At 68.9% G+C, this 22,656-nt stretch carries 23 protein-coding genes; 7 read left to right on the top strand and 16 right to left on the bottom strand.

Going from position 1 to position 22,656, the window contains the following annotated elements:
* Positions 1-189 precede the first annotated feature (189 nt).
* On the top strand, positions 190-1,902 hold the full coding sequence (locus ACGFJ2_RS15605) for a protein kinase (protein ID WP_357949573.1): 1,713 nt from the start codon (positions 190-192) through the stop codon (positions 1,900-1,902).
* Positions 1,903-1,980: 78 nt separating this feature from the next.
* Here ACGFJ2_RS15605 and ACGFJ2_RS15600 read toward each other — a convergent pair whose 3' ends face one another.
* The 5 genes from ACGFJ2_RS15600 to ACGFJ2_RS15580 all read right to left on the bottom strand — a co-directional run bounded on the left by ACGFJ2_RS15600 (position 1,981) and on the right by ACGFJ2_RS15580 (position 7,447).
* Complete coding sequence (locus ACGFJ2_RS15600; protein ID WP_393468465.1) at positions 1,981-3,627, bottom strand: acetolactate synthase; 1,647 nt, start codon at positions 3,625-3,627, stop codon at positions 1,981-1,983.
* 85 nt (positions 3,628-3,712) lie between these two features.
* A complete protein-coding gene (locus tag ACGFJ2_RS15595) occupies positions 3,713-4,483 on the bottom strand; it encodes a hypothetical protein (protein WP_357949578.1) in 771 nt (256 codons plus the stop codon).
* A complete protein-coding gene (locus ACGFJ2_RS15590) occupies positions 4,480-5,133 on the bottom strand; it encodes a response regulator (protein WP_393468462.1) in 654 nt (217 codons plus the stop codon). Before ACGFJ2_RS15590 ends, ACGFJ2_RS15595 begins: the two co-directional genes overlap by 4 nt.
* An 84-nt stretch (positions 5,134-5,217) precedes the next feature.
* Complete coding sequence (locus ACGFJ2_RS15585; protein WP_393468459.1) at positions 5,218-6,378, bottom strand: histidine kinase; 1,161 nt, start codon at positions 6,376-6,378, stop codon at positions 5,218-5,220.
* Between the two features lie 100 nt (positions 6,379-6,478).
* The gene (locus ACGFJ2_RS15580; RefSeq protein WP_357949587.1) at positions 6,479-7,447 is read right to left on the bottom strand and encodes a hypothetical protein; all 969 of its coding nucleotides are present in this window, start codon (positions 7,445-7,447) and stop codon (positions 6,479-6,481) included.
* 100 nt (positions 7,448-7,547) lie between these two features.
* Between ACGFJ2_RS15580 and ACGFJ2_RS15575 the strand changes: the two genes are divergently transcribed.
* Positions 7,548-8,129 carry a hypothetical protein gene (locus tag ACGFJ2_RS15575; RefSeq protein ID WP_358203752.1) on the top strand — a complete coding sequence of 194 codons (582 nt, stop codon included), beginning with the start codon at positions 7,548-7,550 and terminating at the stop codon, positions 8,127-8,129.
* A 10-nt stretch (positions 8,130-8,139) separates the two neighbouring features.
* Here the strand turns inward: ACGFJ2_RS15575 and ACGFJ2_RS15570 are convergent, their stop codons facing one another.
* On the bottom strand, positions 8,140-8,859 hold the full coding sequence (locus tag ACGFJ2_RS15570) for a GntR family transcriptional regulator (RefSeq protein WP_357949591.1): 720 nt from the start codon (positions 8,857-8,859) through the stop codon (positions 8,140-8,142).
* 485 nt (positions 8,860-9,344) lie between these two features.
* Here ACGFJ2_RS15570 and ACGFJ2_RS15565 point away from each other — a divergent pair, with 485 nt between their 5' ends.
* On the top strand, positions 9,345-10,817 hold the full coding sequence (locus ACGFJ2_RS15565) for a PAS domain-containing sensor histidine kinase (RefSeq protein WP_225301849.1): 1,473 nt from the start codon (positions 9,345-9,347) through the stop codon (positions 10,815-10,817).
* Positions 10,818-10,959: 142 nt separating this feature from the next.
* On the opposite strand, the gene ACGFJ2_RS15560 is transcribed toward ACGFJ2_RS15565, so the two are convergent.
* Together ACGFJ2_RS15560 and ACGFJ2_RS15555 are read right to left on the bottom strand one after the other, a co-directional pair.
* Positions 10,960-11,214 (bottom strand): WhiB family transcriptional regulator, encoded by a 255-nt coding sequence (locus tag ACGFJ2_RS15560; protein ID WP_225301850.1) that lies wholly within the window; start codon positions 11,212-11,214, stop codon positions 10,960-10,962.
* A gap of 279 nt (positions 11,215-11,493) precedes the next feature.
* Complete coding sequence (locus ACGFJ2_RS15555) at positions 11,494-12,459, bottom strand: diacylglycerol kinase family protein (protein ID WP_357949595.1); 966 nt, start codon at positions 12,457-12,459, stop codon at positions 11,494-11,496.
* Between the two features lie 90 nt (positions 12,460-12,549).
* Here ACGFJ2_RS15555 and ACGFJ2_RS15550 point away from each other — a divergent pair, with 90 nt between their 5' ends.
* The gene (locus tag ACGFJ2_RS15550; protein WP_357949598.1) at positions 12,550-12,942 is read left to right on the top strand and encodes a hypothetical protein; all 393 of its coding nucleotides are present in this window, start codon (positions 12,550-12,552) and stop codon (positions 12,940-12,942) included.
* A gap of 47 nt (positions 12,943-12,989) precedes the next feature.
* Here ACGFJ2_RS15550 and ACGFJ2_RS15545 read toward each other — a convergent pair whose 3' ends face one another.
* From ACGFJ2_RS15545 to sodN, 3 genes are all read right to left on the bottom strand, one after another.
* Positions 12,990-13,769 carry an RNA polymerase sigma factor SigF gene (locus ACGFJ2_RS15545; RefSeq protein WP_357949601.1) on the bottom strand — a complete coding sequence of 260 codons (780 nt, stop codon included), beginning with the start codon at positions 13,767-13,769 and terminating at the stop codon, positions 12,990-12,992.
* 17 nt (positions 13,770-13,786) lie between these two features.
* Entirely contained in the window at positions 13,787-14,212 is a 426-nt protein-coding gene (locus tag ACGFJ2_RS15540; RefSeq protein WP_214640148.1) for an anti-sigma factor, read from the bottom strand.
* A gap of 127 nt (positions 14,213-14,339) precedes the next feature.
* On the bottom strand, positions 14,340-14,741 hold the full coding sequence (gene sodN, locus ACGFJ2_RS15535; RefSeq protein WP_214640147.1) for a superoxide dismutase, Ni: 402 nt from the start codon (positions 14,739-14,741) through the stop codon (positions 14,340-14,342).
* 30 nt (positions 14,742-14,771) lie between these two features.
* Between sodN and ACGFJ2_RS15530 the strand changes: the two genes are divergently transcribed.
* Positions 14,772-15,128 (top strand): S24 family peptidase, encoded by a 357-nt coding sequence (locus tag ACGFJ2_RS15530; RefSeq protein WP_393468453.1) that lies wholly within the window; start codon positions 14,772-14,774, stop codon positions 15,126-15,128.
* Here ACGFJ2_RS15530 and ACGFJ2_RS15525 read toward each other — a convergent pair.
* The 4 genes from ACGFJ2_RS15525 to ACGFJ2_RS15510 all read right to left on the bottom strand — a co-directional run bounded on the left by ACGFJ2_RS15525 (position 15,098) and on the right by ACGFJ2_RS15510 (position 18,074).
* The gene (locus ACGFJ2_RS15525; RefSeq protein ID WP_358557373.1) at positions 15,098-15,535 is read right to left on the bottom strand and encodes a CGNR zinc finger domain-containing protein; all 438 of its coding nucleotides are present in this window, start codon (positions 15,533-15,535) and stop codon (positions 15,098-15,100) included. The genes ACGFJ2_RS15530 and ACGFJ2_RS15525 overlap by 31 nt on opposite strands.
* Positions 15,536-15,634: 99 nt before the next feature.
* Positions 15,635-16,378, bottom strand: coding sequence for an amino acid ABC transporter ATP-binding protein (locus tag ACGFJ2_RS15520; protein WP_225301855.1), 744 nt, complete (start codon positions 16,376-16,378; stop codon positions 15,635-15,637).
* Positions 16,375-17,253, bottom strand: coding sequence for an amino acid ABC transporter permease (locus tag ACGFJ2_RS15515; RefSeq protein ID WP_357949610.1), 879 nt, complete (start codon positions 17,251-17,253; stop codon positions 16,375-16,377). Before ACGFJ2_RS15515 ends, ACGFJ2_RS15520 begins: the two co-directional genes overlap by 4 nt.
* The gene (locus ACGFJ2_RS15510) at positions 17,208-18,074 is read right to left on the bottom strand and encodes an ABC transporter substrate-binding protein (protein ID WP_358203729.1); all 867 of its coding nucleotides are present in this window, start codon (positions 18,072-18,074) and stop codon (positions 17,208-17,210) included. Before ACGFJ2_RS15510 ends, ACGFJ2_RS15515 begins: the two co-directional genes overlap by 46 nt.
* A gap of 261 nt (positions 18,075-18,335) precedes the next feature.
* Here ACGFJ2_RS15510 and ACGFJ2_RS15505 point away from each other — a divergent pair, with 261 nt between their 5' ends.
* Positions 18,336-19,538, top strand: a complete 1,203-nt coding sequence (locus ACGFJ2_RS15505) for an NADP-dependent malic enzyme (RefSeq protein ID WP_393468448.1) — start codon at positions 18,336-18,338, stop codon at positions 19,536-19,538.
* A gap of 117 nt (positions 19,539-19,655) precedes the next feature.
* The gene (locus tag ACGFJ2_RS15500) at positions 19,656-21,002 is read left to right on the top strand and encodes a hypothetical protein (RefSeq protein WP_393468445.1); all 1,347 of its coding nucleotides are present in this window, start codon (positions 19,656-19,658) and stop codon (positions 21,000-21,002) included.
* A 65-nt stretch (positions 21,003-21,067) separates the two neighbouring features.
* Here ACGFJ2_RS15500 and ACGFJ2_RS15495 read toward each other — a convergent pair whose 3' ends face one another.
* The gene (locus ACGFJ2_RS15495) at positions 21,068-22,555 is read right to left on the bottom strand and encodes a hypothetical protein (protein WP_357949620.1); all 1,488 of its coding nucleotides are present in this window, start codon (positions 22,553-22,555) and stop codon (positions 21,068-21,070) included.
* Positions 22,556-22,656: the final 101 nt, after the last annotated feature.

Below are 22,656 nucleotides of genomic sequence, written 5' to 3'. Positions count from 1 at the left end.
AAGTACGGTCAGAAGGCCGCAGGATAGGGTTTGTAGGGCTTACGGCATTTAAGTGGCAGGTGGGACTCGTGAGTCGTACACTCTCGAAGTTCCGTGACCTCTGTGTTACCTCACCGCGACACAACTTCGCTTTGTTGGAGATCCTTGGGGTGGGAGAGGTTATAGAGGTAAAGGGGTAACGGGGGAGTCATGGTAGCCCAAGGAACGACGCTGGCGGGGCGCTATCGCCTGGACACCCGCATCGGCGCCGGCGGCATGGGCGAGGTGTGGCGGGGCGAGGACATCGTGCTGGCGCGCACCGTCGCGGTCAAGGTGCTGCTGCCCGGCCGCATGGACGATCCCGGGTTCGTCGCGCGTTTCCAGGCCGAGGCCAGGGCGATGGCGACGATCAACCACCCAGGTGTCGTCGACGTCTACGACTACGGTGTGAGCGGGGACACCGTCTATCTGGTGATGAAGTTCGTCGACGGGGAGCCGCTCGACAAGTTGCTGATGCGGCTGGGCCGGATCCCGCCCCAGCCCGCGATGGAGCTGATCGCGCAGGCTGCCTCGGCGCTGCAGGCGGTGCACCAACAGGGGATCGTGCACCGTGATGTGAAGCCGGGCAACCTGCTGGTCCAGCGCGACGGCACGCTCGTGCTGACCGACTTCGGCATCGCCCGTTCCGACGTGGCCAGCAGGCTCACGGACGCGGGCATGGTGCTCGGCACCGCCGCCTACTGCGCGCCCGAGCAGGCCGAGGGCGCGCCGGTGACGCCCGCGGTGGACATCTACGCGCTGGGCGTGGTGGCCTACGAGTGCCTGGTGGGGCAGCGGCCGTTCGACGGCGAGAGCGCGGTCACGATCGCGCTCAAGCACATCCGCGAGGCGCCTCCGCCGCTGCCCGCCGAGATTCCCCCGCCCGCGCGCGCCCTCGTGGAACGCGCCCTGTCGAAAGATCCGCTCGCCCGTTACCCGACGGCCAGGGCGATGAGTGAGACGGCCCGCAAGATCGCGGCCGGCGAGACACCCCCTCCAGAGCCCGCGCCGCCGGTGACGGGTGCCACCATGGCCGCGCCGATGGAGGCGTACCAGACCGGGTCCCGCCAGTCGGGTCCCCACCCGACCGGATCTCACCAGGCGGGCTCTTACCAGACGGGGTCCTATCAGGGAGCTCCCCATCAGACGGGGTCCTACCAGGCCGGTGGGCCGCCCCAGACGGGGTCGTACCAGGCCGGGCAGCACCAGACCGGGTCCCATCAGGCTGGGACGTCTGAGGCGCAGACGTTGGCCGGGCCGCGGCAGGGCGCCCGCCGCGCCGGCACCAAGGCGCCCCGCAGGGGTGCCCTCGTCGCCGGGATCGCGGCCGCGGTCGTCCTCGGGGCGGGCGCCGGTGCCGTCGCGCTGACGAACATGTCGAGCCAGCTCGAACCCGAGCCGACCGTCACCACGTCGAGGGCGAACTCCGAGCCCACTCCCGATCCGACCCCTCCGTCGCCGAAGCCCAAGCGCACCAAGACGACCAAGCCGCCCACGCAGGAGGCGGTGCCCACCAGGACGATCGCCGAGCCGACGGAGACGGAGAAGGAGTCACCGACCCCGGATCCGACGGAAAAGAAGACGCCGACCAAAACCCCCAGCAGTTCGCCGAAGCCGAGCACGACGGTCACGAAGAAGCAGGTCCCCGCCGTGGTCGAGCTGCCGTACCCGCAGGCGACCCAGAAGATCCGGGCCGCGGGCTTCCAGAACATCCGGCTCGACGACCAGACCACCAACGAGCAGGGCGTCGCCTGCGGCCGGATCGGCCAGAGCTTCCCCGACGGCGGCACGTGGCTAGAGGTGACCAAGCCGGTCAAGATCGTCGTCATCGACGGCGGCCCCTGCCCGTCACCCAGCCCGACCCCGACGCCCGGGACCAGGTAGCTCAGACCCCCGCCGGGGTGCGGGGAAGACGGTTAGGGCATATCCCCCGGCGGGTGGGCGATCTGGGGGTCGGTCAGGTCAGATCCCCGTCGTGGTGCGCGGGTAGGCGATCTGGGGGTCGGTGGCGATGTTCACCATGTACGGCACGCCGGAGTCGAACGCGCGACGCAGCGCGGGACCGATCTCCGACGGCCGGGTGACCAGTTCGCCGCCGCCGCCCAGCGCCGTCACAACCTGGTCGTAACGGCACTGTGGCTGCAGCTCGGCGGCCACGTCGTAGCCGTAGAGCATCTGCATCGGGTGCTTCTCCAGGCCCCAGATGCCGTTGTTGCCGCAGATCATGACCACCGGCAGGCCGTGGCGTACGAGCGAGTCGACGTCCATGAGGGAGAACCCGGCCGCGCCGTCGCCCAGCAGCAGCACCACCTGCGAGGACGGCCGGGCCAGCCGGGCGGCGATGGAGTAGCCGAGGCCGGTGCCGAGGCAGCCGTAGGGGCCCGGGTCGAGCCAGTTGCCGGGCTCCTTGGGCTCGACGTACTTGCCGGCGTAGGAGACGAAGTCGCCGCCGTCGCCGATCACCACGGCGTCGTCGTCGAGCACCTTGCCCAGCTCGCCGTAGATGCGCATGGGGTGGATCGGGTCGGAGTCGGCCGTGAGCAGGGCGGCGTCGTCGGCGATCGCCGCGGCGGCGGCCTCCGACAGCTGGGACACCCAGCCGGAGTAGGCCGTGGGCTTCAGGCCGGCGTCGCCGCAGGCGGTGCCGAGGCTCCAGAGCACCACGGACAGGTCGCCGGCGGCCGACGCGGCGGGCTGGGTGTGCGTGGCCAGCTGCGACGGCGTGTCGGCGATGTGCACGACCTTGGCCGGCGGCGCGCCCTGCTTGCCGCCGAACCAGCCGTAGCCGAGCCGGAAGTCGAGCGGGGTGCCGACCACGATGACCAGGTCGGCCTTGGCGAAGGCGAGGCCGCGGGCGCGGGTGACGAGCAGCTCATGGCCGGCGGGCAGGATGCCGCGGCCCTGGCCGTTGGGGATGACCGGCAGCCGCCAGTTCTCGGCGAAGTCGCGCGCGGCCTCCTCGGCCCGGTCCATCCACACGTCGGACCCGTAGACCAGCACCGGGCGCTCGGCCTCGGCGAGCAGTCTGGCGATGGTGGCCAGGGACTCGGGGTCGGGCTCTAGGGGCGACGGGCTCTGCGTCTCGACCGGGTGCGCCGGCGACGGCGCGAACAGGTCGTCCATGTAGAAGTCGAGGAAGACCGGCCCGCGGTGCGGCGCGACGGCCGTGCGGAAGGCCGCCTCGACGTCCTGGCCGATGGAGTCGGCTCCGGTCGCGGTGAACGACAGCTTGGTGATCGGCCCGAGCAGCGGCGGGTGGTCCATCTCCTGCAGGGCCCCGCTGCCCCAGCGTGAGCGCGGGGCCCGCCCGCCCATGACGACCACGGGGGAGCCGTTGAAGTGCGCGGTCGCGACGCCGCTGATCCCGTTGGTGATGCCGGGGCCGGCCGTGAGGACGGCCAGCCCGGGTTTCCTGGTCAGCCGGGCCGTGGCCTCCGCGGCGAACACGGCGCTCTGCTCGTGGCGTACGTCGAGGATCCGCATGCCCTCGTGCACGGCGCCGTCGTAGAGGGGGAAGACGTGCCCTCCCGACAGCGTGAACATGGTCTCGACACCATAGGCCTTGGACACGGCGACGGCGGCGTCACCGGCGTGCTTCGCAGACTCCATGCCGGGAACCTACCAACGAGCCATCAGAGTAAACAGATGTCAACGGTTGCGTCGTCACGCAGCCATGGCGGCCGGTTCCCGGTCCTCACCTGCAGCAGACATTCGCCATGCCGGCCGGCGCCTGCACGGTGATCTTCCTTGGCGAGGCAGGCTCCTTCATGATGTCGAGGTTGACGTTCTTGGCAAGCGCGTCCACGTCGTAGGACAGGCCGGGGACCAGCACGGTGACATCGCCTCTGGTTCTGACGACCGCCCGGACCTTCGTCGGAGCGTTTTCGAAGGACAGGTCGACGCGGCCCGAGCCGATCTCCACGTCGGCCTCGCCGCCCGTGAGCCTGCTACCCGTGACATCGCCGGAACCGCTCCTGGCCCAGACGGTGCCCGATGTCTCGGCCACCCGCAGCGGACCCGACTCGGAGATCATCCGGACATTGCCGAAGATACCGTTGACCGCCAGCATGCCGTTGGCCGACTCCGCCGCTACATCGGTCTCCACCGGCACGAACAGCGCGTAGTCGACATCGCAGACCGGCGCGTGCCGCTCGTCCGTGCCTGGGCACGAGGCATCGAGCCGCAGCGTCCGGCCGTCCCAGTCCTCCTTGACGGTCGGCTTCGTCTTCGACCAGCGCACTGACCGTTCGAGGAACAGCTCGCCCGCCTCGCCGGGATGGATGCTGACATTCACGCTTCCGCGCCCCGCGATCACCTTCAGCTGTGACAGCTTGAACGAGATGCTCCTGCTGGTCGTCTCCGTCGGTGGACTGGCGTGGGCGAACCCATCCCAGAACGCGGTACCGCTGATCAGCAACGCGCACACGGTCGCCACGGCGCCCGCGCTCAGCCACAGGGCCCTCATGGCAGACTCCTGATCTTGAGGAACTGCAGGACGGCGAGGACCCGGCGGTGGTCGCCCTCGGCCGGGGACAGGTCGAGCTTGGTGAAGATGTTGCCGATGTGCTTGCCGACCGCTCCCTCGCTGAGCACCAGCGCCTGCCCGATGCCCGCGTTGGAGCGGCCTTCGGCCATCAGCCTGAGCACTTCGCCCTCCCTGGGCGTCAGCCGGTCGAGCGGGTCGCTGTGCCCGCGCAGCAGCAGCTGGGCGACGACCTCGGGGTCCAGCGCGGTGCCACCCGCCGCCACCCGGCGCAGCGCGTCGATGAAATCGGTCACGTCGGCCACCCGGTCCTTGAGCAGGTAGCCGACACCCCCGGTGGCCGAGGCGAGCAGCCGGGCCGCGTAGCGCTCCTCCACGTACTGCGACAGGACCAGCACCGGCATGTCGGGATGCTCGCGGCGCAGCACGAGAGCCGCGCGCAGGCCCTCGTCCGTGTGTGTGGGAGGCATCCGTACGTCCGTGACCACCAGGTCGGGCAGGTGCTCCTCAGCGGCGCGCAGCAGGCCCTCCGCCTCGTCCACGGCCGCCACCACCCGCATGCCGGCCGCGTCGAGCAGCCGGACGAGCCCTTCGCGCAGAAGTACGGAGTCTTCCGCCAGTACTACTCGCACGACAGGTCCACCTCAAGGGAGTCTTCCGCCAGAACTACTACTCGCACGACAGGCCCGCCTCAAGGGAGTCTTCCGCCTGAACTACTACTCGCACGGCAGGTCCACCTCGATCGTGGTCGGCCCGCCGAGCGGGCTGGACAGGCGGAGCGTCCCGTCGACCGAGTCGATCCGCTGGAGGAGGCCGCGCAGCCCGGTGCCGCCGTCGAGCCGGGCGCCACCGCAGCCGTCGTCGAAGACGCGCAGGCACAGCCGGTCGCCCTCGCGGACCACGCTCACCTGGGCCTTGGTGGCCGCCGCGTGCTTGGCGATGTTGGTGAGGGCCTCGGACACGATGAAGAACGCCACCGCCTCGATGGTAGGAGAAGCGCGCAGATCGATGTCGACGCGCAGCCGCACCGGGATGGGGGCGCGCGCGGCGATGCCGGAGAGCGCCGCGTCGAGGCCCTGGTCGTTGAGCACGGCGGGATGCAGGCCGCGGACGAAGTCGCGCAGCTCTTTGAGCGCCTGCTTGGACTCCTCGTGCGCCTGCGCGATCGCCTCGCGGGCGGGCTCGGGCAGGTCGGTCAGCGTGGCGCGGGCCAGCCCGAGGTTCATGGCCAGCGAGACCAGCCGCTGCTGGGCGCCGTCATGCAGGTCCCGCTCGATGCGCCGCCGCTCGGCGTCGGCCGCGTCGATCACCCCGGCGCGGCTCTCGGTCAGCGTCTCGATCCGCTGCCCCAGCTCGTGGCGGCTGGGGCCGAGCAGAGTGCGCGCCACCGACAGGTCCAGACGCGCCATTCCCCGCGCTAGCGTCGGAGCCACCAGCAGCAGGACGAACCCGACCGCCATGTACACGGAGACCACGCCCGGTTCCCTCAGGTTGAACTCGAACACGAGCGGACGCTTCTGCAGCATCGGCTGCAGGAACGCCGTCAGCCCCACCCCGGCCGCCCCCCACGCGGCCGCCACCAGGACGGTCCCGGCCAGCCCCACCAGTGGCGAGAGCAGGTGGTAGCCGATCTGCCGCCAGGTGACGCGGCTGCGCCAGGTGATCGGCGAGCGCACCGGCTGGATGCGCGCCCCGAGGAACGCCTCGAACCGGGAGCGCTGCACCCGGGTGAAGAGCGGCAGACCGCGACGCATCAGGGGCGGCACCGCGGCGCACACGAGGGTCAGCCCGGCGAGGATCACGCCGACAGGCAGCCCGATCACGACATGCGCCGTGTCCAGCCAGGCGCGTGCCGACCACGGGCGGGGGACTTTCATGGCACCAACGGTATTGACCTCCGGGGCCCGCGCGACATGGGCTTGGTGTGTGCCTGCGGGGTAGGGCTAGCCCCACCCCGCGGGTGAAGAGGGGCCAGCCTCACAGCGGTGGGACGGACCAGCCCTTCTCCCTGTACAGCGGGGCGTGCTCGGCGTTGACGAACAGCCGATCCTCGGGATTGGGGATGCGGAAGTAGCTCTGCGGGTGCAGCAACTCCCTGGCGTTGTCCGACAGGTCGAGCACATAGCGGTCGGGCGCCCGTCGCTGGGCCAGGAAGCGCAGCTCGAACGGCAGCAGGGCGAGCGGATTCGCGTGGTCCCAGAGGCCCAGCCCCGCCTCACGGGCCCGCCGTACGGCCTGCCTGGCCCGGCCCAGCGCCCCCGCTTCGGCGACCGTCCTGGCGCTGCCCGGCGCCGGCACCGCGTCGGCCAACCGGCCCTCCTGGCGGACGAACGGGTCCACGTTGGGCCAGATGAAGTAGGGGATCACGTGCCCGGCCGCGAGCAGTCGCTCGTTGTACGGATCGGGGCGGGGCTTGTCGCGCTGGTCGCGGTTGACGTAGCAGAGGAGCCTGCCGTACCGGTCGAGGATCTCGTACGCGAAGGCCAGCCTGATCTTGAACGTCTCGTCGGTGAGGCCCTGCTCGGTGATGTCGAGCTGCATCATGGTCTTGAGCGCCTGGGTGGCCGGGGCGGCATGGGCGGCGTGGTTGGGCGCGGCCGCCGGGCCCAGCCTGCCCAGCAGGTTGTTGTGCAGGGCCGTGCGGAGCGTGAGCTCCTGGTAGCCCTTCTCGAACGGGTCGGTGAGGAAGGTCGTCCAGGCGGGCTTGTCGATGGACACGAAGCCTTTGGGGAAGTCGGGGAAGTTCGGGTTGCGGGGTAACTCGAAGCTGACTTCGGGAGCGTCGACACCGAGCAGACGTACGCCGAAGTTGCCGTCGGCCGCGATGTTGATCGTGTCGCCGTCATGCACGATCTTGTCCACCGGCTGGGCCGCGCCTTTGGAGCGGCCGAGAAGAGCGTGTCCGACTGTGACGCCGGGAACGGGTTGTTCGATCGCCTTTGCCATGCCTGCATCATCACCCCGCGATGGCCGCAAGTCCCGAAATAGTTGAACGAATCGGTATTGCGGGCCGTCTCACGTGGTGACGGATGAGCTGGAGGTCCAGATGTTACAGATCGGGGTAGCCGTGGCAGCCGCCGCGGCGATGTCCATGGGGGCGGGCGTGCTGCCCGACGGGATGCTCTTCCTGGAGACCCACCCACCGGCCAAGAAGTGGGAGACCTACAAGACGACGGAGTCGAAGAGCCTCCCGCTCCGGCTGAACCCGTGCGAGCGCCGCACCGCCTCGACCGCCGACCGCCTGGCGACCCGGGCCGTCCACTACCGCTCGGAAGACACGATCAAGTACGAGCAGCTCGTCGTCTACAAGAGCGTCTCCGCCGCCCGTACGGCGATGCGGGGGCTGCGCGCGGACCTGTCCCGGTGCGCGAACTTCGGCAAGGGCCCCGACCGCCACCACTACTACACCAAGCCCCTCAAGGTGGGCGACGACGCTCTCCGGGCCGGCAGCAGCTTCTTCGAGAGCGGTGAGCAGACGGTCGTCGTACGGAACGGCGCGACCGTCTACGTCGTGGGCGGATCGGGCTGGGCGGCGAAGAGCCTGCCGCTCAAGCGCTTCAAGGGCCTCATCTCCCAGGCGGAGCGGATGAGGGCGAAGGTCTGTGACCTGCCGAAGGCGGCCTGCTGAAGAAGCTGCCTCACGGGCGGCGCAGGCGCGTGACGAACTTGTACCGATCGCCGCGATAGAGCGACTGCGCCCACTCGACCGGGTTTCCGTCGGCGTCGAAGGCGTGCCGGGTCAGGAGCAGCATCGGCAGCCCGACGTCCACGCCGAGCGCCTTCGCGTCATAGGGCGTGGCGAGCACGGTCTCGATGATCTCCTCGGCGTCGGTGAGCCGGACGTTGTAGGCGTTGTGCAGCGTCTCGTACAGGGACGCGTGCACCTCCAGCTCCCGCCGCAGCCTGGGGAAGCGGCGGGCCGACAGGTGAGTGGTGTCTATCGAGACGGGCTCCCCGTTGGCCAGGCGCAGGCGGTGGATGCGCAGGACGCGTCCGCCCGGGTTGATGGCCAGCCGCCGCGCGAGCGGCTCGTCGGCGGTGATGTAGCCGATCTCCAGGATCTTGGTGTCGGGCTCGAGGCCGGCCGTGCGCAGGTCGCCGATGTACGACGTCAGCTGCAGCACCTGCGCCACCTTCGGCTGGGCCACGAAGGTGCCCTTGCCCTGGATGCGCAGCAGCCGCCCCTCGACGACCAGCTCGGTCAGCGCCTGACGGACGGTGGTGCGCGAGGTCTCGAAACGTACGGCCAGCGTCCGCTCGGGAGGCAGCGCCGCGCCGGGAGGCAGACTCTTGGTGAGCTCGAGCAGGCTCCGTTTCACGTCGTAGTACTTCGGTACGCGAGGGCCGTCGTCCGTCACGCTCTCACCTTCACTTCTGCCACGGCGGTGAGGGCGTGTCTGATCACCGCGAGATCATCGGAACTCAGATTGGCCCGAGCGGTCAACCACCGGCACGACACAGGCAGGGGCGCGCTCGTCGTCAGACCGGGCTCGCCCGCCGTGATACATGCCGGATCGGGCAGCTCAGGTTGATTGTGAAGGATATACACAGTGGCAGGCGTGGCCGCAACCGAGGCGGTAGCCGACGCCGTAGCCGAAGTCGGGACAAAGATGAGTGACGTGTCGATCACCTCCGTTGCGCGCCGAACGGTCCCGCTCCGAGGATCGACCGAACGGAACAGTGTGACGGTTTTCACAGTGTGAGATTCCCGAAAATCAGCGGTTGACCGCACGGCGACACGCCCGTGTTCATCGGTGTTCGCGGCCTGGTGGGCACGTCTGCGGGAGGGGCGGGCCGGGTCGCCAGTTTGGTTGTTGCGGCGGAAAGCACGCATGATGCACTCGTGCCGACTCTCAGCGACCTCGTCGTCCGCCACACCGCTCTCGACGCGGCGGACCTCGACTGGCTGCACTCTCTGGTCTCCGACTGGCAACTGCTGGCCGACCTGTCGTTCGCCGACCTCATCCTGTGGGCGCCGCTCCAGGGCGAGGGCGGCGGCTGGATCGCGATCGCGCAGATGCGCCCGACCACCGGACCCACCGTCTACCACGACGACATCGTCGGCACCGTCGCGGCCAAGGGCGAGCGCTACCTGATCGACACGGCGTGGAACGAGCGGCGCATCTGCCGCGAAGGCGACCCCGACTGGTCGACGGGCGTGCCCGTCCGCGAGGAGACCATCCCCGTACGGCGGGCGGTCCCCGTCGGCGAGGCCCGCTTCCTCGCGGTGATCCAGCGCTCCACCAACCTGTCCTCGGCGCGCACCCCGTCGCGCCTGGAGCTCACCTACCTGCAGAGCGCCTCCGACCTGGCGCAGATGGTGGCCGAGGGACGCTTCCCGTTCTCCGGCGAGGAGCCGATCCTGGTCCGCTCCCCGCGCGTCGGCGACGGCCTGCTGCGGCTGGATCGGGCGGGGCGCGTGACGTACGCGTCTCCGAACGCGCTGTCGGCCTACCGGCGGCTCGGTCTGCACGCGGATCTGGTCGGGGCCGAGCTGGGCCGGGTGACCGCCACGCTCTGCTACTCCGACGAGCCGATCAACGAGGACCTGATGATCGTGGCCAGCGGGCGCGCGGCCAAGGAGACAGAGGTCGAGTCCGGCGGGACGATCGTGCAGCTCCGGGCGATCCCGCTGATCGTCGGCGGCGGCCGCATCGGCGCGCTGGTGCTCATCCGTGACGTGACGGAGCTGCGCCGCCGCGAACGTGAGCTGATGACCAAGGACGCGACCATCCGCGAGATCCACCACCGGGTCAAGAACAACCTGCAGACGGTGGCGGCCCTGCTCCGGCTCCAGGCACGGCGCCTGCGCGTGCCCGAAGGGCGGGAGGCGCTGGAGGAGGCGGTGCGGCGGGTCGGCTCGATCGCGATCGTGCACGAGACGCTCTCTCACGCGCCGGAGGAGTTCGTCGACTTCGACGACATCGCCGACCGCGTGATCGCGATGGCGGGCGAAGTGTCGGCGGCGGAGGCGGCGGTCACCCCGCGACGGATAGGCAGCTTCGGCACCCTTCCGTCGCTCATCGCCACACCTCTGGCGATGGCTCTCACCGAACTTCTCCAGAACGCCTTGCAACACGGCCGCCCCAAACACCTGCAAGTGGTCGTGGAACCGACTCCCGACAGGCTGCACGTGACCGTCTGGGACGACGGTCAGGGTCTGCCCGACGACTTCGAGCTGGACAATTCCACGAGCCTGGGCCTGCAGATCGTCCGCACGCTCGTGGTCGGCGAGCTCTCGGGCAAACTCTCGATCGCCCCTCGCCTGGAGGGCGGCACAGAGGTGACGCTCTCCATCCCACTGCCGGCCGCCTGACGGCGTGCCCTTGTCACGGGCGCGCTTATCGGCGGCCCGCCACGTGCGGGTTCAGCGCGCGTCTCCCTGGAGGCCCTCCACCACGGATGGCGGGTGGGGCCAGCCCATGCCTGCCGTACGAGCTGCGGATCGGGCGGTTCGGCTAGGCGGAGGCGCGAGCGCGGGCACGGGCGCTGCGGCGCTTCAACGCCCTGCGCTCGTCCTCGCTCAGGCCGCCCCAGACGCCGGCGTCCTGGCCGGACTCAAGGGCCCACTTCAAGCACAGGTCGACCGCCGAACACGAGCGGCACACCTGCTTGGCCTCTTCGATCTGCATGAGTGCCGGGCCGGTGTTGCCGATCGGGAAGAACAGCTCGGGGTCGACGTCACGGCAGGCAGCTCGGTGGCGCCAGTCCATGCGTTTCACTCCTTAGTAGATGGAACCTCTGGTCGGCTCCGTGCGGCTACTACTTTGTGAAGAGTTTCACTAACTCGCGCGAGCAACGACCCGGATCCTGCGTTGGACCGGGGTTGCCCGCTGAGCGTCGGAGCGGACCCGGTAAGGCTTGTTAAAGGTCCTACGTTCCGACGTCAAAGTTGAGCCTGTCAGCCACTGAGAGTGCACGCAAGAGGGTTGGTAGGAAGTTTTGGTGTGGATGGATGTCGGATGCGTCACACAATGACCGAATGTAACCAGCTAGACCAGAACTTGTAATGCGTTCGGGATAGAGCGGAATGTCACTGATTCCCGTTCCCCCAGGTAGTCGCCGTCCAGCTCGAAGGCCACAGGGCGGTCTGCCGCGAGCGTGAACTCGGACTCGTCGTGGAGCTGGACGAGGTGCCGGCCCGATGGAAGGGTGTCACGCTCCGTGAGGATCTGCCGGATGGCGGGAAGTATCGACGTCACGCCTATCTCTTGGAGTCCCAGCAGGTCGAGCCCGGTCTCGAAGCCGGCCCAGGGCGTGGGCAGGACCGGCCGGGTGCCGATGTAGGTCCAGGGCGAGGTGTTGGAGATGATCGCCATGTACACGCCCTTGGCGGCGGGAATGCCGGGGCCGCTCAGCGTCATCGCCGGGTGGCGCTTGTCAGTGGCGAAGTAATGGCGCAGTGCGGTGTTGACGTAACGCGTGGGTGTCGCCTTCCGGCCCGTGCCGCGCAGCCCCTCGACGGCCCGGATGACCTCGGCGTTGTACCCCATCCCACCGCCGAAGGTGAAATATCGGCTCTGATCCTCCCAAAGGGCTTGCCCCAACCCCACGGTCCTGCGGCGGCCGTCACGCAGCGCCTCGAGCACAGCGCCCGTGGCCTCGACCGGGTCGTTCGGCAGGCCCAGGTCGCGGGCGAACACGTTCGCGCTGCCCCCGGGGATGACGATCAGCGCGGGCCGCCCGGCGCTGGGGTCGTCCTGGTACGCGGGGTCGTCGCCGTTGACGGCGTTGAGCAGGCCGTTCACGGCCTCGTTGATCGTCCCGTCGCCGCCCAGCACGGCCACCACGTCGTAGCCCTTGGCGTGCGCGGTGGTGGCCAGCGCGGCCGCGTGGCCCCGGTACCGGGTCTGTTCCACGGTCAGCTCGACGGCGGCGCCGAGCGCGCGGATCAGTACGTCACGCCGGCGGGCATTCGTGGTCGTGGCCTTGGGGTTGACCAGGAGCATCGCTCGCATGTCGTTCAGACTAGCCGGTGCCCGATATCTGGCTTATCGGCCATTAGTCGGAATCTGGGGGCGGCAAGGGGCACCGATAGGGTTTGGGGCGTGAACCGACCTTGGACACTTCTCGCCGCCGCGCTCATCGTTGCCCTGGAGGGCCTCGTGGCGCTCGGTCTCGGTCTGTACGTCGCGGTGGAGACGCTGGCCGGCGCGGCGGAGGACATCACCAGCGCGCTGGCCGAGTCGGCGTTCGGGGTGCTGATCGGCGCGGGATTGGTCTGGGTGGCCTGGGGCGGCCTGTACAAGATGGAGCGATGGGGGAGATCGCCCAGCGTGCTGGCCCAGATCTTCGTGCTCCCGGTCGCGATCACGCTCATCCAGTCGGACAAGCCGCTCTATGGGATCCCGCTGATCGTGGTGGCCGTCGCCGGCCTCGGCACGTTGCTCGCGCCCCCCACCACCCACGCCCTATATGGCGAGGACTCGCAGAAGGGTTAGCTGTCGAGGGTCGGTCGTCGGCCCTCGATCGCGTTAGTCGTCCAGGGTCAGTCGTCCGCGGTCAGGCCCTCGCGCAGCTGGGCCAGCGTGCGGGCCAGCAGCCGTGAGACGTGCATCTGCGAGATGCCCAGCTCGGTGGCGATCTGCGACTGGGTCATGTTGCCGAAGAAGCGCAGCAGCAGGATGCGCTTCTCACGGGGCGGCAGTCGTTCGAGCAGCGGCTTGAGCGACTCGCGGTATTCGACGCCTTCGAGCGACTCGTCCACGATGCCCAGCGAGTCGGACACGGCGGGCGCGTCGTCGTCACCGGAGTCGGGCGCGTCGAGGGACACGGTGGAGTAGGCGTTGGCCGACTCCAGGCCCTCGAGGACCTCCTCCTCGGTCATCTTGAGGTAGGCGGCCAGCTCCGCGACGGTCGGTGCCCGGCCTTCGCGCTGCGACAGCTCGCTGATCGCCTTGGTCAGCGACAGCTTGAGCTCCTGGAGACGGCGCGGCACGCGCACCGCCCAGCCCTTGTCACGGAAGTGGCGCTTGATCTCGCCGACGATCGTGGGCGTGGCGTAGGTGGAGAACTCCACGCCGCGGTTGAGGTCGAAGCGGTCGATGGACTTGATCAGTCCGATGGTGGCGACCTGGGTGAGGTCGTCGAGCCACTCGCCCCGGTTGCGGAAGCGGCGGGCCAGATATTCGACCAGAGGAAGGTGAAGCTCGACCAGCTCGTCCCTGATGCGCTGCCGACGCGGCTCGTCAGGCCCCAGCTCGGACAGCTCGGCGAAGAGGATGCGGGCCCGCACCCTGTCGGGCACGGCGTGGTCGCTGGTGGCCATGGCTCCAGTCCTTTCCGTCACGCCGGCCTCGCCGTGCCTCGGCGCTTACGCAGGACGATCGCCATGCGATCGGGAGAGTCGATCACCGCTTCCACATCGTCTGCCAGGGCGGTCAAGACCATCCAGGCGAAGTCGTCCCGCTTTGGCGCGGAGCTGCCGACCGTCGCGACCTCGACCCTGACCTGCATTTCCTGCCCGGTCAGCTCGAACTCGGCGGTCAGATCGGTCCCGGGCACGGCCTCGCTCAGCAACATCGCGCACGCCTCGTCGACCGCGATCCGCAGATCCTCGATCTCGTCCAGCGTGAAGTCGAGCCGTGCGGCCAGTCCGGCAGTGGCCGTACGCAGTACGGACAGGTAGGCACTCGCGGCCGGGAGCCTGATGCTCACCACGTCGCGGATGCCGGCCACGCCCTCAGCCCGCGTCTCGGTTTCCTCGGTCACGTTCCTCCTCGCGAATACGGCGCTGACTGCAACTTACCGCCCCCGGGAGGTGGTTGGCGGAATCAGACTCGCCATCGACCGAAAAGGCTCTGCGCGGAAGGTCGCCGCACAGAGCCTTTGTGCCGGTTTAGGCGGCCTTCGTCTCCCAGAAGATCTTGGAGATTTCGTCGATCTTGCCGAGAAGGTCCTCGGCCTTGGTGACCTCGACCGTGCCCTTGCCGCCGGCCGCGCCGGCGAGCTTCGTGGCCTCCCAGAAGAGCTGGTGAAGCTGGGGGTACTGCTCGAGGTGCGGGGGCTTGAAGTAGTCGGTCCAGAGCACCCACAGGTGGTGCTTGACGAGCTCGGCCCGCTCCTCCTTGATGGAGAGCGCCCGGGCCCGGAAGATCGGGTCCTCGTTGGCCGCGTACTTCTCCATGATCGCCTTGACCGACTCCGCCTCGATCCGGGCCTGCGCGGGGTCGTACACCCCACAGGGCAGGTCGCAGTGGGCAGAAGCGACATGCTTGGGTCGTAGCAGTCGTGCGAGCATCAGAAAGTCCTTCCTTGATGCTGAATCAGCTTGGTCCAACTACCGACCTTACTCGGGTCCAAACGCCTGCGGCGGAGGGGGTCACAGCCCATGAGAGTGCGTGTCGAGGGGGATTCGATGCGGCCGGCGCTGGTGCCCGGCGACTGGCTCCTCGTACGGCGTGGCGCCGCGGTGCATCCCGGCGATCTGGTCGTGGCGCGGCTCCCGGGCGAGCCCGAGCGGCTCATCGTCAAGCGGGCCCAATGGCACGGCGACGACGGCTGGTGGCTGGAGAGTGACAACCAGCGGGCCAGCGGGCGCCGCGACAGCTGGGACTTCGGCCCGGTGAACGACATCGTGGGCCGGGTGGTGCTGCGCTACTGGCCGCTCCTGCGGCGGGCACGGTAGGCGGCGACGTTGGCCCTGCTGGCGCACCGGGCGGAGCAGTAGCGGCGCGAGCGGTTGGAGGAGGTGTCGAGAAAGGCCCGCAGGCATCGTGGCTCCTGGCAGCGGCCGAGCCGGTCGGCGCCCAGCTCGGCGACGAGTGCGGCCAGGCCCATCACGGCGCCGGCGGCGGCCGTGCCGTGCGCGTCCACAGCGAGGTGGAGGTGCCAGCGCTGCCCGTCGTGGTCCGACAGTTGGGGACGCACCGGATGGCGCACGAGCAGCGCGTTCAGGCGCGCCACGACGGCCTGCTCGCCGCCGGTCCCGTCGAACACGGCCGCCAGTTCGTCACGCAGCTCCAGGAGCTCCGGCGGGGGGTGCGGATCGTTCACCAGCCGGACCGCCCACTCGGCGTAAGAGGTGAGGTCCATGCCGGAGTATTACACGAGCCGCGGGGCGCCCAGCCTCGGACGCCCCGCATATGGGCTCTCAGGGGCTGCGGGGCTCGCTTTGGAGGCCCCTGCTGAAGGTCAGCCCTCCGGGTGCAGGACGCGCCTGAGGAACGAGCGGGTCCGCTCCTGCTTCGGGTCGCCGATCACCTCGGTGGGCGTCCCCTCCTCGACGATCACCCCGCCGTCCATGAACACCACCCGGTCGGCCACCTCGCGGGCGAACCCCATCTCGTGGGTGACCACCAGCATGGTCATGCCCTCCTCCGCCAGTTTGCGCATGACGGCGAGCACGTCGCCGACCAGCTCCGGGTCCAGCGCCGAGGTGGGCTCGTCGAAGAGCATCAGGTCCGGGTTCATGGCCAGCGCCCTGGCGATGGCCACCCGCTGCTGCTGTCCGCCGGAGAGCTTGCCGGGATATTCGTCGCACTTGTCGCCGACACCGACCTTGGCCAGGTTCTCCCTGGCGACGATCTCGGCCTCCTTCTTGCTCCGGTTCAGCACCCGCTGCTGGGCGATCATCACGTTCTGCAGCGCGGTCAGGTGCGGGAAGAGGTTGAACTGCTGGAACACCATGCCGACGTGCCGCCGGGCCGCGTCGATGTCGGCGTCGGGATGGGTCAGCTCCAGGCCGTTGACGAACACCCGGCCCTTGGTCGGCGTCTCCAGCACGTTCACGCAGCGCAGCAGCGTCGACTTGCCCGAGCCTGAGGGGCCGATGACGCAGACCACCTGACCGGGTTCGACGGTGAAGTCGATGCCCTTGAGCACCTCGTTGTCGCCGAAGTACTTGTGGAGTTCCCTGATCTCTACGGCGTGCGTCACCGTTTCCTCCCCTGGCGCGCTTCGAGGCGGCGTACCACGAACCCGAGCGGAATCGTGATCAGCAGGTACGTGGCGCCGGCCACGATCAGTGGCGTGCTGTTGGCCTGGTCGATCGTGGTGTCGGAGCCGAACTTGGTCAGCTCGGTGGTCGCCGCTGTGACGCCCAGCGTGAAGACCAGCGAGGAGTCCTTGAACAGCAGGATCAGCTCGTTGGTCAGCGGCGGGATCACGATCCTGATGGCCTGCGGCAGGATGATGGAGAGCATCGCCCGGCCCGGCTTCATGCCGAGCGACCTGGCCGCCTCCATCTGGCCCTTGGGCACCGCCTGGATGCCCGCGCGGAACGACTCGGCCATGTAGGCGGCGGCCACCAGGCCCAGCGCGAGCGCCACCGTACCGTAGACGTCGCCGGGGAGCTTGAACCCGGGGAACGCGATCGGCAGGCCGAACCCGAGCAGCAGGAAGATGATCAGCGCGGGCAGGCCGCGGAAGATCTCGATGTAGACGAGGGCGACCACCCGGTAGGGGACCACCGAGGACAACCGCATCAGCGCCAGCACGAGACCGAGCGCGAAGCCGATCACATAGCCGGCGACGGTGAAGATCAGGGTGTTCTTCAACGCGACCGTGAACAGCGTGGGGAACATCCCCGCGGCGACCTTGCCGTTCAGGAAGTTCTCGAAGATCTTCGGCCAGTCCGCGAGCAGGATCACCGCGAGGAGGACGAGGACGAAGACGGCGTACTGGATGGCGAGGCTGACGCGGCGGCGCTGGCGGGGGCTGAGCCCGCTTTTCGCGGGCTCAGCCGTGGTCGGCGTGGTCGTCATGATCAGGAGGTGGGCGTCGGGGTCGTGACGGGCGCGGCGCCCATCCACTCCTGGTACTCCTTGGTCCAGGTGCCGTCCTTGATGGCCTCGGCCAGGGACTCGTTGATGACCTTGAGCAGCGCGGCGTTGCCCTTCTTGACGGCGAAGCCGTACTGGGCGTGGGTCGGCACCTGGCCGGACAGCTCATAGGCGGAGGAGACGTTCGGCTTCTTCATCCAGTCGACGACGACCGGCAGGTCCTGGATCACCATGTCGACCTGGCCGGACTGCAGCGCGAGCAGCAGCTTGCCGGAGTCCTTGAACTCCTTGGCCTCGATGCCCTTGCTCTTGGCGAGCGTGAGGCTGGTCGTGCCGGCCTGCACGCCGACGCTCAGGTTCTTGCTCTTGGCGGTCTCGAGGTCGGGCACACCGGCGCCCTTCTTGGTCACCAGGCCGAGCACTTCGTCGAAGTAGGGGTTGGAGAAGTCGAGGTGCTGCTTGCGATCCTCGGTGATCGTCATTCCGGCGGCGGCGACGTCGCACTTGCCGGCACTGAGCGCGGCACCGCCCTTGATCGAGTCGAAGTCGATGTCCACGATGTCCTGCGTCACGCCCAGCTTCTTGGCGACCAGGTCGATCATGTCCACGTCGAACCCGACGACCTTGCCGCTGGCGTCCTTGGACTGGAACGGCGGGTACGGCAGGTTGGTGCAGGTGGTCAGCTTTCCGGGGGCGACCAGCTGTACTCCGCCCGCCGCTGTGGCGGGTGCGGAGGACGAGGCGCTGGTGCCCGTCTGCGAGGTGCTGCCGCAGGCGGACAGCGCCAGGGCGGCGGTCAGGGCGAGCGCACCGGTGGTGTAGCCACGGCGCGTCCTGGGCCAGAGGGCCATGTGCGGGCCTCCTCGAGTGATATGTAAGGAAAGTTGGTTTTTGTGAAGTTTAAATGGCCTTTTGCTGCGGACCGTCATCTGAGAATTAACAATGCGTCAACAGAACGGAGTCGGTCCTGAGACAGACCCCATCTCAGCATGTGGCACTATGGAGCGACGGGTGACCCCCGTAACCCCTCTTACGAGACGATCGGGGAGGGGCACCTGGCGGCTACCGAAGCCAGGCCTCTCGCGCCGTCTGCCGAAGGTCTCATCCGTCCGATGACTACTGGGGTCGCTGTGACTACCACACCCGCTTCCGTTGAATCCCTCGATCTCGATCCCGCCTTCGCGTTGCATCGCGGCGGCAAGCTCGAGGTCCGATCCACCATCCCCGTCCGCAACGCCGACGACCTTTCCCTTGCCTACACCCCCGGGGTCGCCCGCGTCTGCACCGCGATCGCCGACACGCCGTCACTCGTCAACGACTACACCTGGGTCTCCAACGTGGTCGCCGTCGTCTCCGACGGCACGGCCGTGCTCGGCCTCGGCGACATCGGCCCGGCGGCCGCCATGCCCGTGATGGAGGGCAAGGCGCTGCTGTTCAAGGAGTTCGGGGGCGTCGACGCGGTCCCGATCTGCCTCGACTGCACCGACGTCGACGCCCTGGTCGAGACCGTCGTACGACTGGCGCCCTCGTTCGGCGGCATCAACCTGGAGGACATCAGCGCGCCCCGCTGCTTCGAGGTCGAAGACCGGCTGCGGGACCTGCTCGACATCCCCGTCTTCCACGACGACCAGCACGGCACCGCCATCGTGGCCCTCGCCGCGCTGACCAACGCGGCCCGGCTGACCGGCCGCTCTCTGGGCGACCTGCGCGCAGTGGTGGCCGGAGCCGGCGCGTCCGGGGTCGCGGTCACCCGGATCCTCCTGGAGGCCGGCATCGGCGACATCGCGGTCGCCGACTCCAAGGGCATGATCTACGACGGCAGGGAAGGGCTCAACCCGGTCAAGCAGGCCCTGGCCCGCGACACCAACAAGGCGGGCCACAAGGGCTCGACCGAGGAGGCCCTGGCGGGCGCCGACGTCTTCCTCGGCCTGTCCGGCTCGACGGTGTCGGAGGCGGCCATCGCCTCGATGGCCGCGGACTCGATCGTGTTCGCCCTGTCCAACCCCACCCCCGAGGTGCACCCCGAGGTGGCCGCGAAGTACGCCAAGGTGGTCGCGACCGGCCGCTCCGACTTCCCCAACCAGATCAACAACGTGCTGGCCTTCCCCGGCGTCTTCCGCGGCGCGCTCGACGTACGGGCCACCGAGATCACCGAGAACATGAAGGTCGCGGCGGCCGTCGCGCTCGCCGACGTGGTGGGTGCGGACGTCAGGGCCGACTACGTGATCCCCAGCCCGTTCGACGCGCGTGTAGCGCCCGCGGTGACCGCCGCGGTGGCCGCCCAGGCTCGCGCCGACGGGGTCGCCCGCCTGTAGTTCTGCGGGAAGCCGTAACTCCCTTAGGAAACCGCCAAATTTCCTTTACTCTCCGTGCTATAAAGAGGGCTCTCTGTAAGGATGCGGGCGCCGACTCCTGTTGCCGCGAGGAGAGCGATGGAACGCGAGCCCAATCGACTGCTACAGCAGCTGATCGCGGAGGCCGGCTTCTCCCACAAGGGGTTGGCCAGGCGCCTCAACGACCTGGGAGCCGCGCGTGGCACCCCTGGCCTGAAGTACGACCACAGCTCCGTGCTGCGCTGGATCGGCGGTCAGCGGCCTCGGGACCCTGTGCCGTGCCTCCTTACCGAGATTTTCGCACTCCGGCTCGGCAGGCCCTTCTCCCCCGTGGAGGTGGGCATGCCGGCCATCGTTACACCCCTGGATCTCGGACAGGAGTTCACGCACACGTGGAAGGAGGGGGTCGCGACCGTGACGGCGCTGTGGCGGGCCGATATGGAGAGGCGGCGCTTCCTGATCGATTCGACTTTCGCGATTGGTGCGGGCTCGGTAGGGGCCGTCCGCTGGCTGACGGCCCCGCCGGAGGAACGCCCGGGCGGCTCCGGCACACGCCGCGTCGGCAGGGCCGACATCACCGCGATCCACGAGGTCACCCGTTCCTTCGGTGAGCTCGACAACAGGTTCGGCAGCGGACGCGTCCGCGCGTCGGTCATCAAATACCTCGACACCGCGGTCTCGCCGCTGCTCAAAGAGGGCGCCTACGGCGAGGCCACGGGCAGGCAACTGGCCGGGGCCGCCGCGGAGCTGACCCGCCTGGCCGGTTGGATGGCCTACGACCTGGAGCAGCACGGCCTGGCCCAGCGCTACCTGATCCAGGCGCTGCGCCTGGCCCAGGGCGCCGACGACCACGCGCTGGGCGGCGAGATCCTGGCCGGCATGGCGCACCAGGCCATCTACATGGGCCAGCACGCCCACGCGCTCGACCTGGCCAGGGCCGCCCAGCTCTCGGCCCGCCGCGCGGGCGTCCACACCCTGCTGTGCTCCGGCCTGGTGCTGGAGGCGCACGCTCAGGCGGGCCTCGGCGACGCGCGCTCCTGCGGCAGCGCTCTGCACGCGGCCGAGGTGGCCTTCGACTCGCGGGCTCCCGCCGACGAGCCGGCCTGGCTGAGCTACTTCGACGAGGCGTACCTGGCGGCCAAGTTCGCCCACTGCTTCCGCGACCTGGGAGAGGGGGAGCGGGTCGTCCGGCAGGCGCACCGCTCGCTCGACATGGACGGCCGCTACGTGCGCGGGCGGATGTTCAACCTGTCGCTCCTGGCGGCCGGGTTGCTGCAGTGCGGGGAGCTGGAGGAGGCGTGCAAGGTGGCGGAGACCGCGTTCAAGCTGGCCGGTGAGCTGCAGTCGGTCCGGTCTCGTTCGTACGCGGCCGATCTGCGTCGGCGGCTGGAGCCGTACAAGAGCGAACCCGCGGTGCGGGCGCTGCGCGAGCTATCCGCTGTTTGAGCCTTCCGCTATTAGATGAGCCCGCCGCCGGATCTCCGGCGGCGGGCTCGTTATGTACCTATCTATTACTGCATCATCTCGCCGTTGGGCCCGACGATCGACTTGGTCGCGGCGTACTGGGCCTTGTTGTAGACGTCAGCGGTCTCGCCGTCGAAGTAGGCGGAGCTGATGAAGTCGATCCGGCCGTTGCCGTCCTGGTCGTGGAACATGCTCGTCACGCCGTTGACGAAGCCGGTGCGCTTGTTGTTGTCGTACTTCATCAGCCAGGGGCCGCCGTCGGCGCCGGGGGTCATGGAGCACTTCAGTACCTGGTGCGTCTCGACCTTGAAGGTGTTGACCTGGTAGGTCTTCGTACCGGTCTTGCCGGCGCACCACTTGGGCGTCACGCCGGTAAAAGCCTTGTCGCCGTCCGGGTGGGGGGCGCTGGGGTAGCCGAAGGCGGTGACGGTCTGGCCCATGGGCTGGTTCCAGGCGACGCCCTGGCCGCCGACGATGTCGCCGAGGCGGCCCAGGTCCTTGGCGATGCCGATGACGTACTCGGCCATGTAGAACTTGCGCGAGGTGCCGGGCTTGACCCACTTTTGTGTGTAGTAGTGGGTGATGGAGTAGTTGCCGAGCTTGTCGACGCCCTTCTCTCCCAGGCCCTTGTAGGCGGCGTGCTCCAGCTGCGTCACGGGGAGCGTCTCGGGCGCGCCGAACTTGAAGCCGTTGCCCTTGCCGGTCCTGGCCGCGTCGTACTCCTTCTTACCGACCTCGACCTTCTCCAGGACCGCGCCGGGATAGTCGGGGCCCACCTTGTCGGCCGGGGTGTCGGCGCCCTCGGACCAGCAGTTGCCGAGGGTCAGGACGCACTTGGCGTACTCGGCGGGGCTGATCTCAACCGGCTTGACCCACTTGTCGCCACGCCACTCCTGGAACTCCTTGAACGACACCTTCTTGTCGTTGGGGAGCGCGAAGCCGTTGTGCACGGCCACGAACGCGAAGTCGCCGTCGTAGTCGTCGTAGGTGTCGAGGTCGTAGGTGGTGAACGCGTAGGCGCCCGCGTACACGCCGAACGGCGCCTTGCCCTGGTAATAGCCGGGCACGAACACCCACTTGCGGAAGACGTCCTTGCCGCGCTCGTAGACGCAGTGGCCTGCCGTGGCGACCAGGTTGCGGTTCCTGGCCTGGACCGACGTGGCCGAGCACCAGCGGTAGTTGCCGCCGCTGTCGAGGAAGAAGACCTTGCCGATGGTCTTGGGCAGGTTCACGGCCTTGGTCTTGGTGGCGGCGGGCGTGGTGCCGGTGGGGGAGGCCGAGCCGGGCTTGCCGTCGGGCGCCTTCGCCTGCGTGGAGACCAGCTTCTGGACGTCCTTGGCGTCGACGTTGTACTGCGTGGCCTTCTTGAGGGCGGCACCGTTGGCGTCGAGCCAGAAGTAGGCGTTGCTGTAGGCCTCGGCGGCCTTGGGCGCGAGCGGGTCCTGTACCCAGTCGGGGGCGGCGGCGTTGGCGGGGAGGGTGAGGGCGGCGGCGCTCAGGCTGGCGGCGGTCAGGGGGACGAGCAGGCGCTTCACTGAGGATCTCCACAAAGTTAACAAGCAGGTTGTTAAGACCCTATCGACCCTCTGGTCACTCTGGTAACAGATTGTTCGGGAGTGTTACAGAAATGGTGGAG

It is taken from the genome of Nonomuraea sp. NPDC049028 (assembly GCF_043197735.1).
Lineage (GTDB): Bacteria > Actinomycetota > Actinomycetes > Streptosporangiales > Streptosporangiaceae > Nonomuraea.
This window is presented reverse-complemented; position numbering and strand designations above follow the sequence as displayed.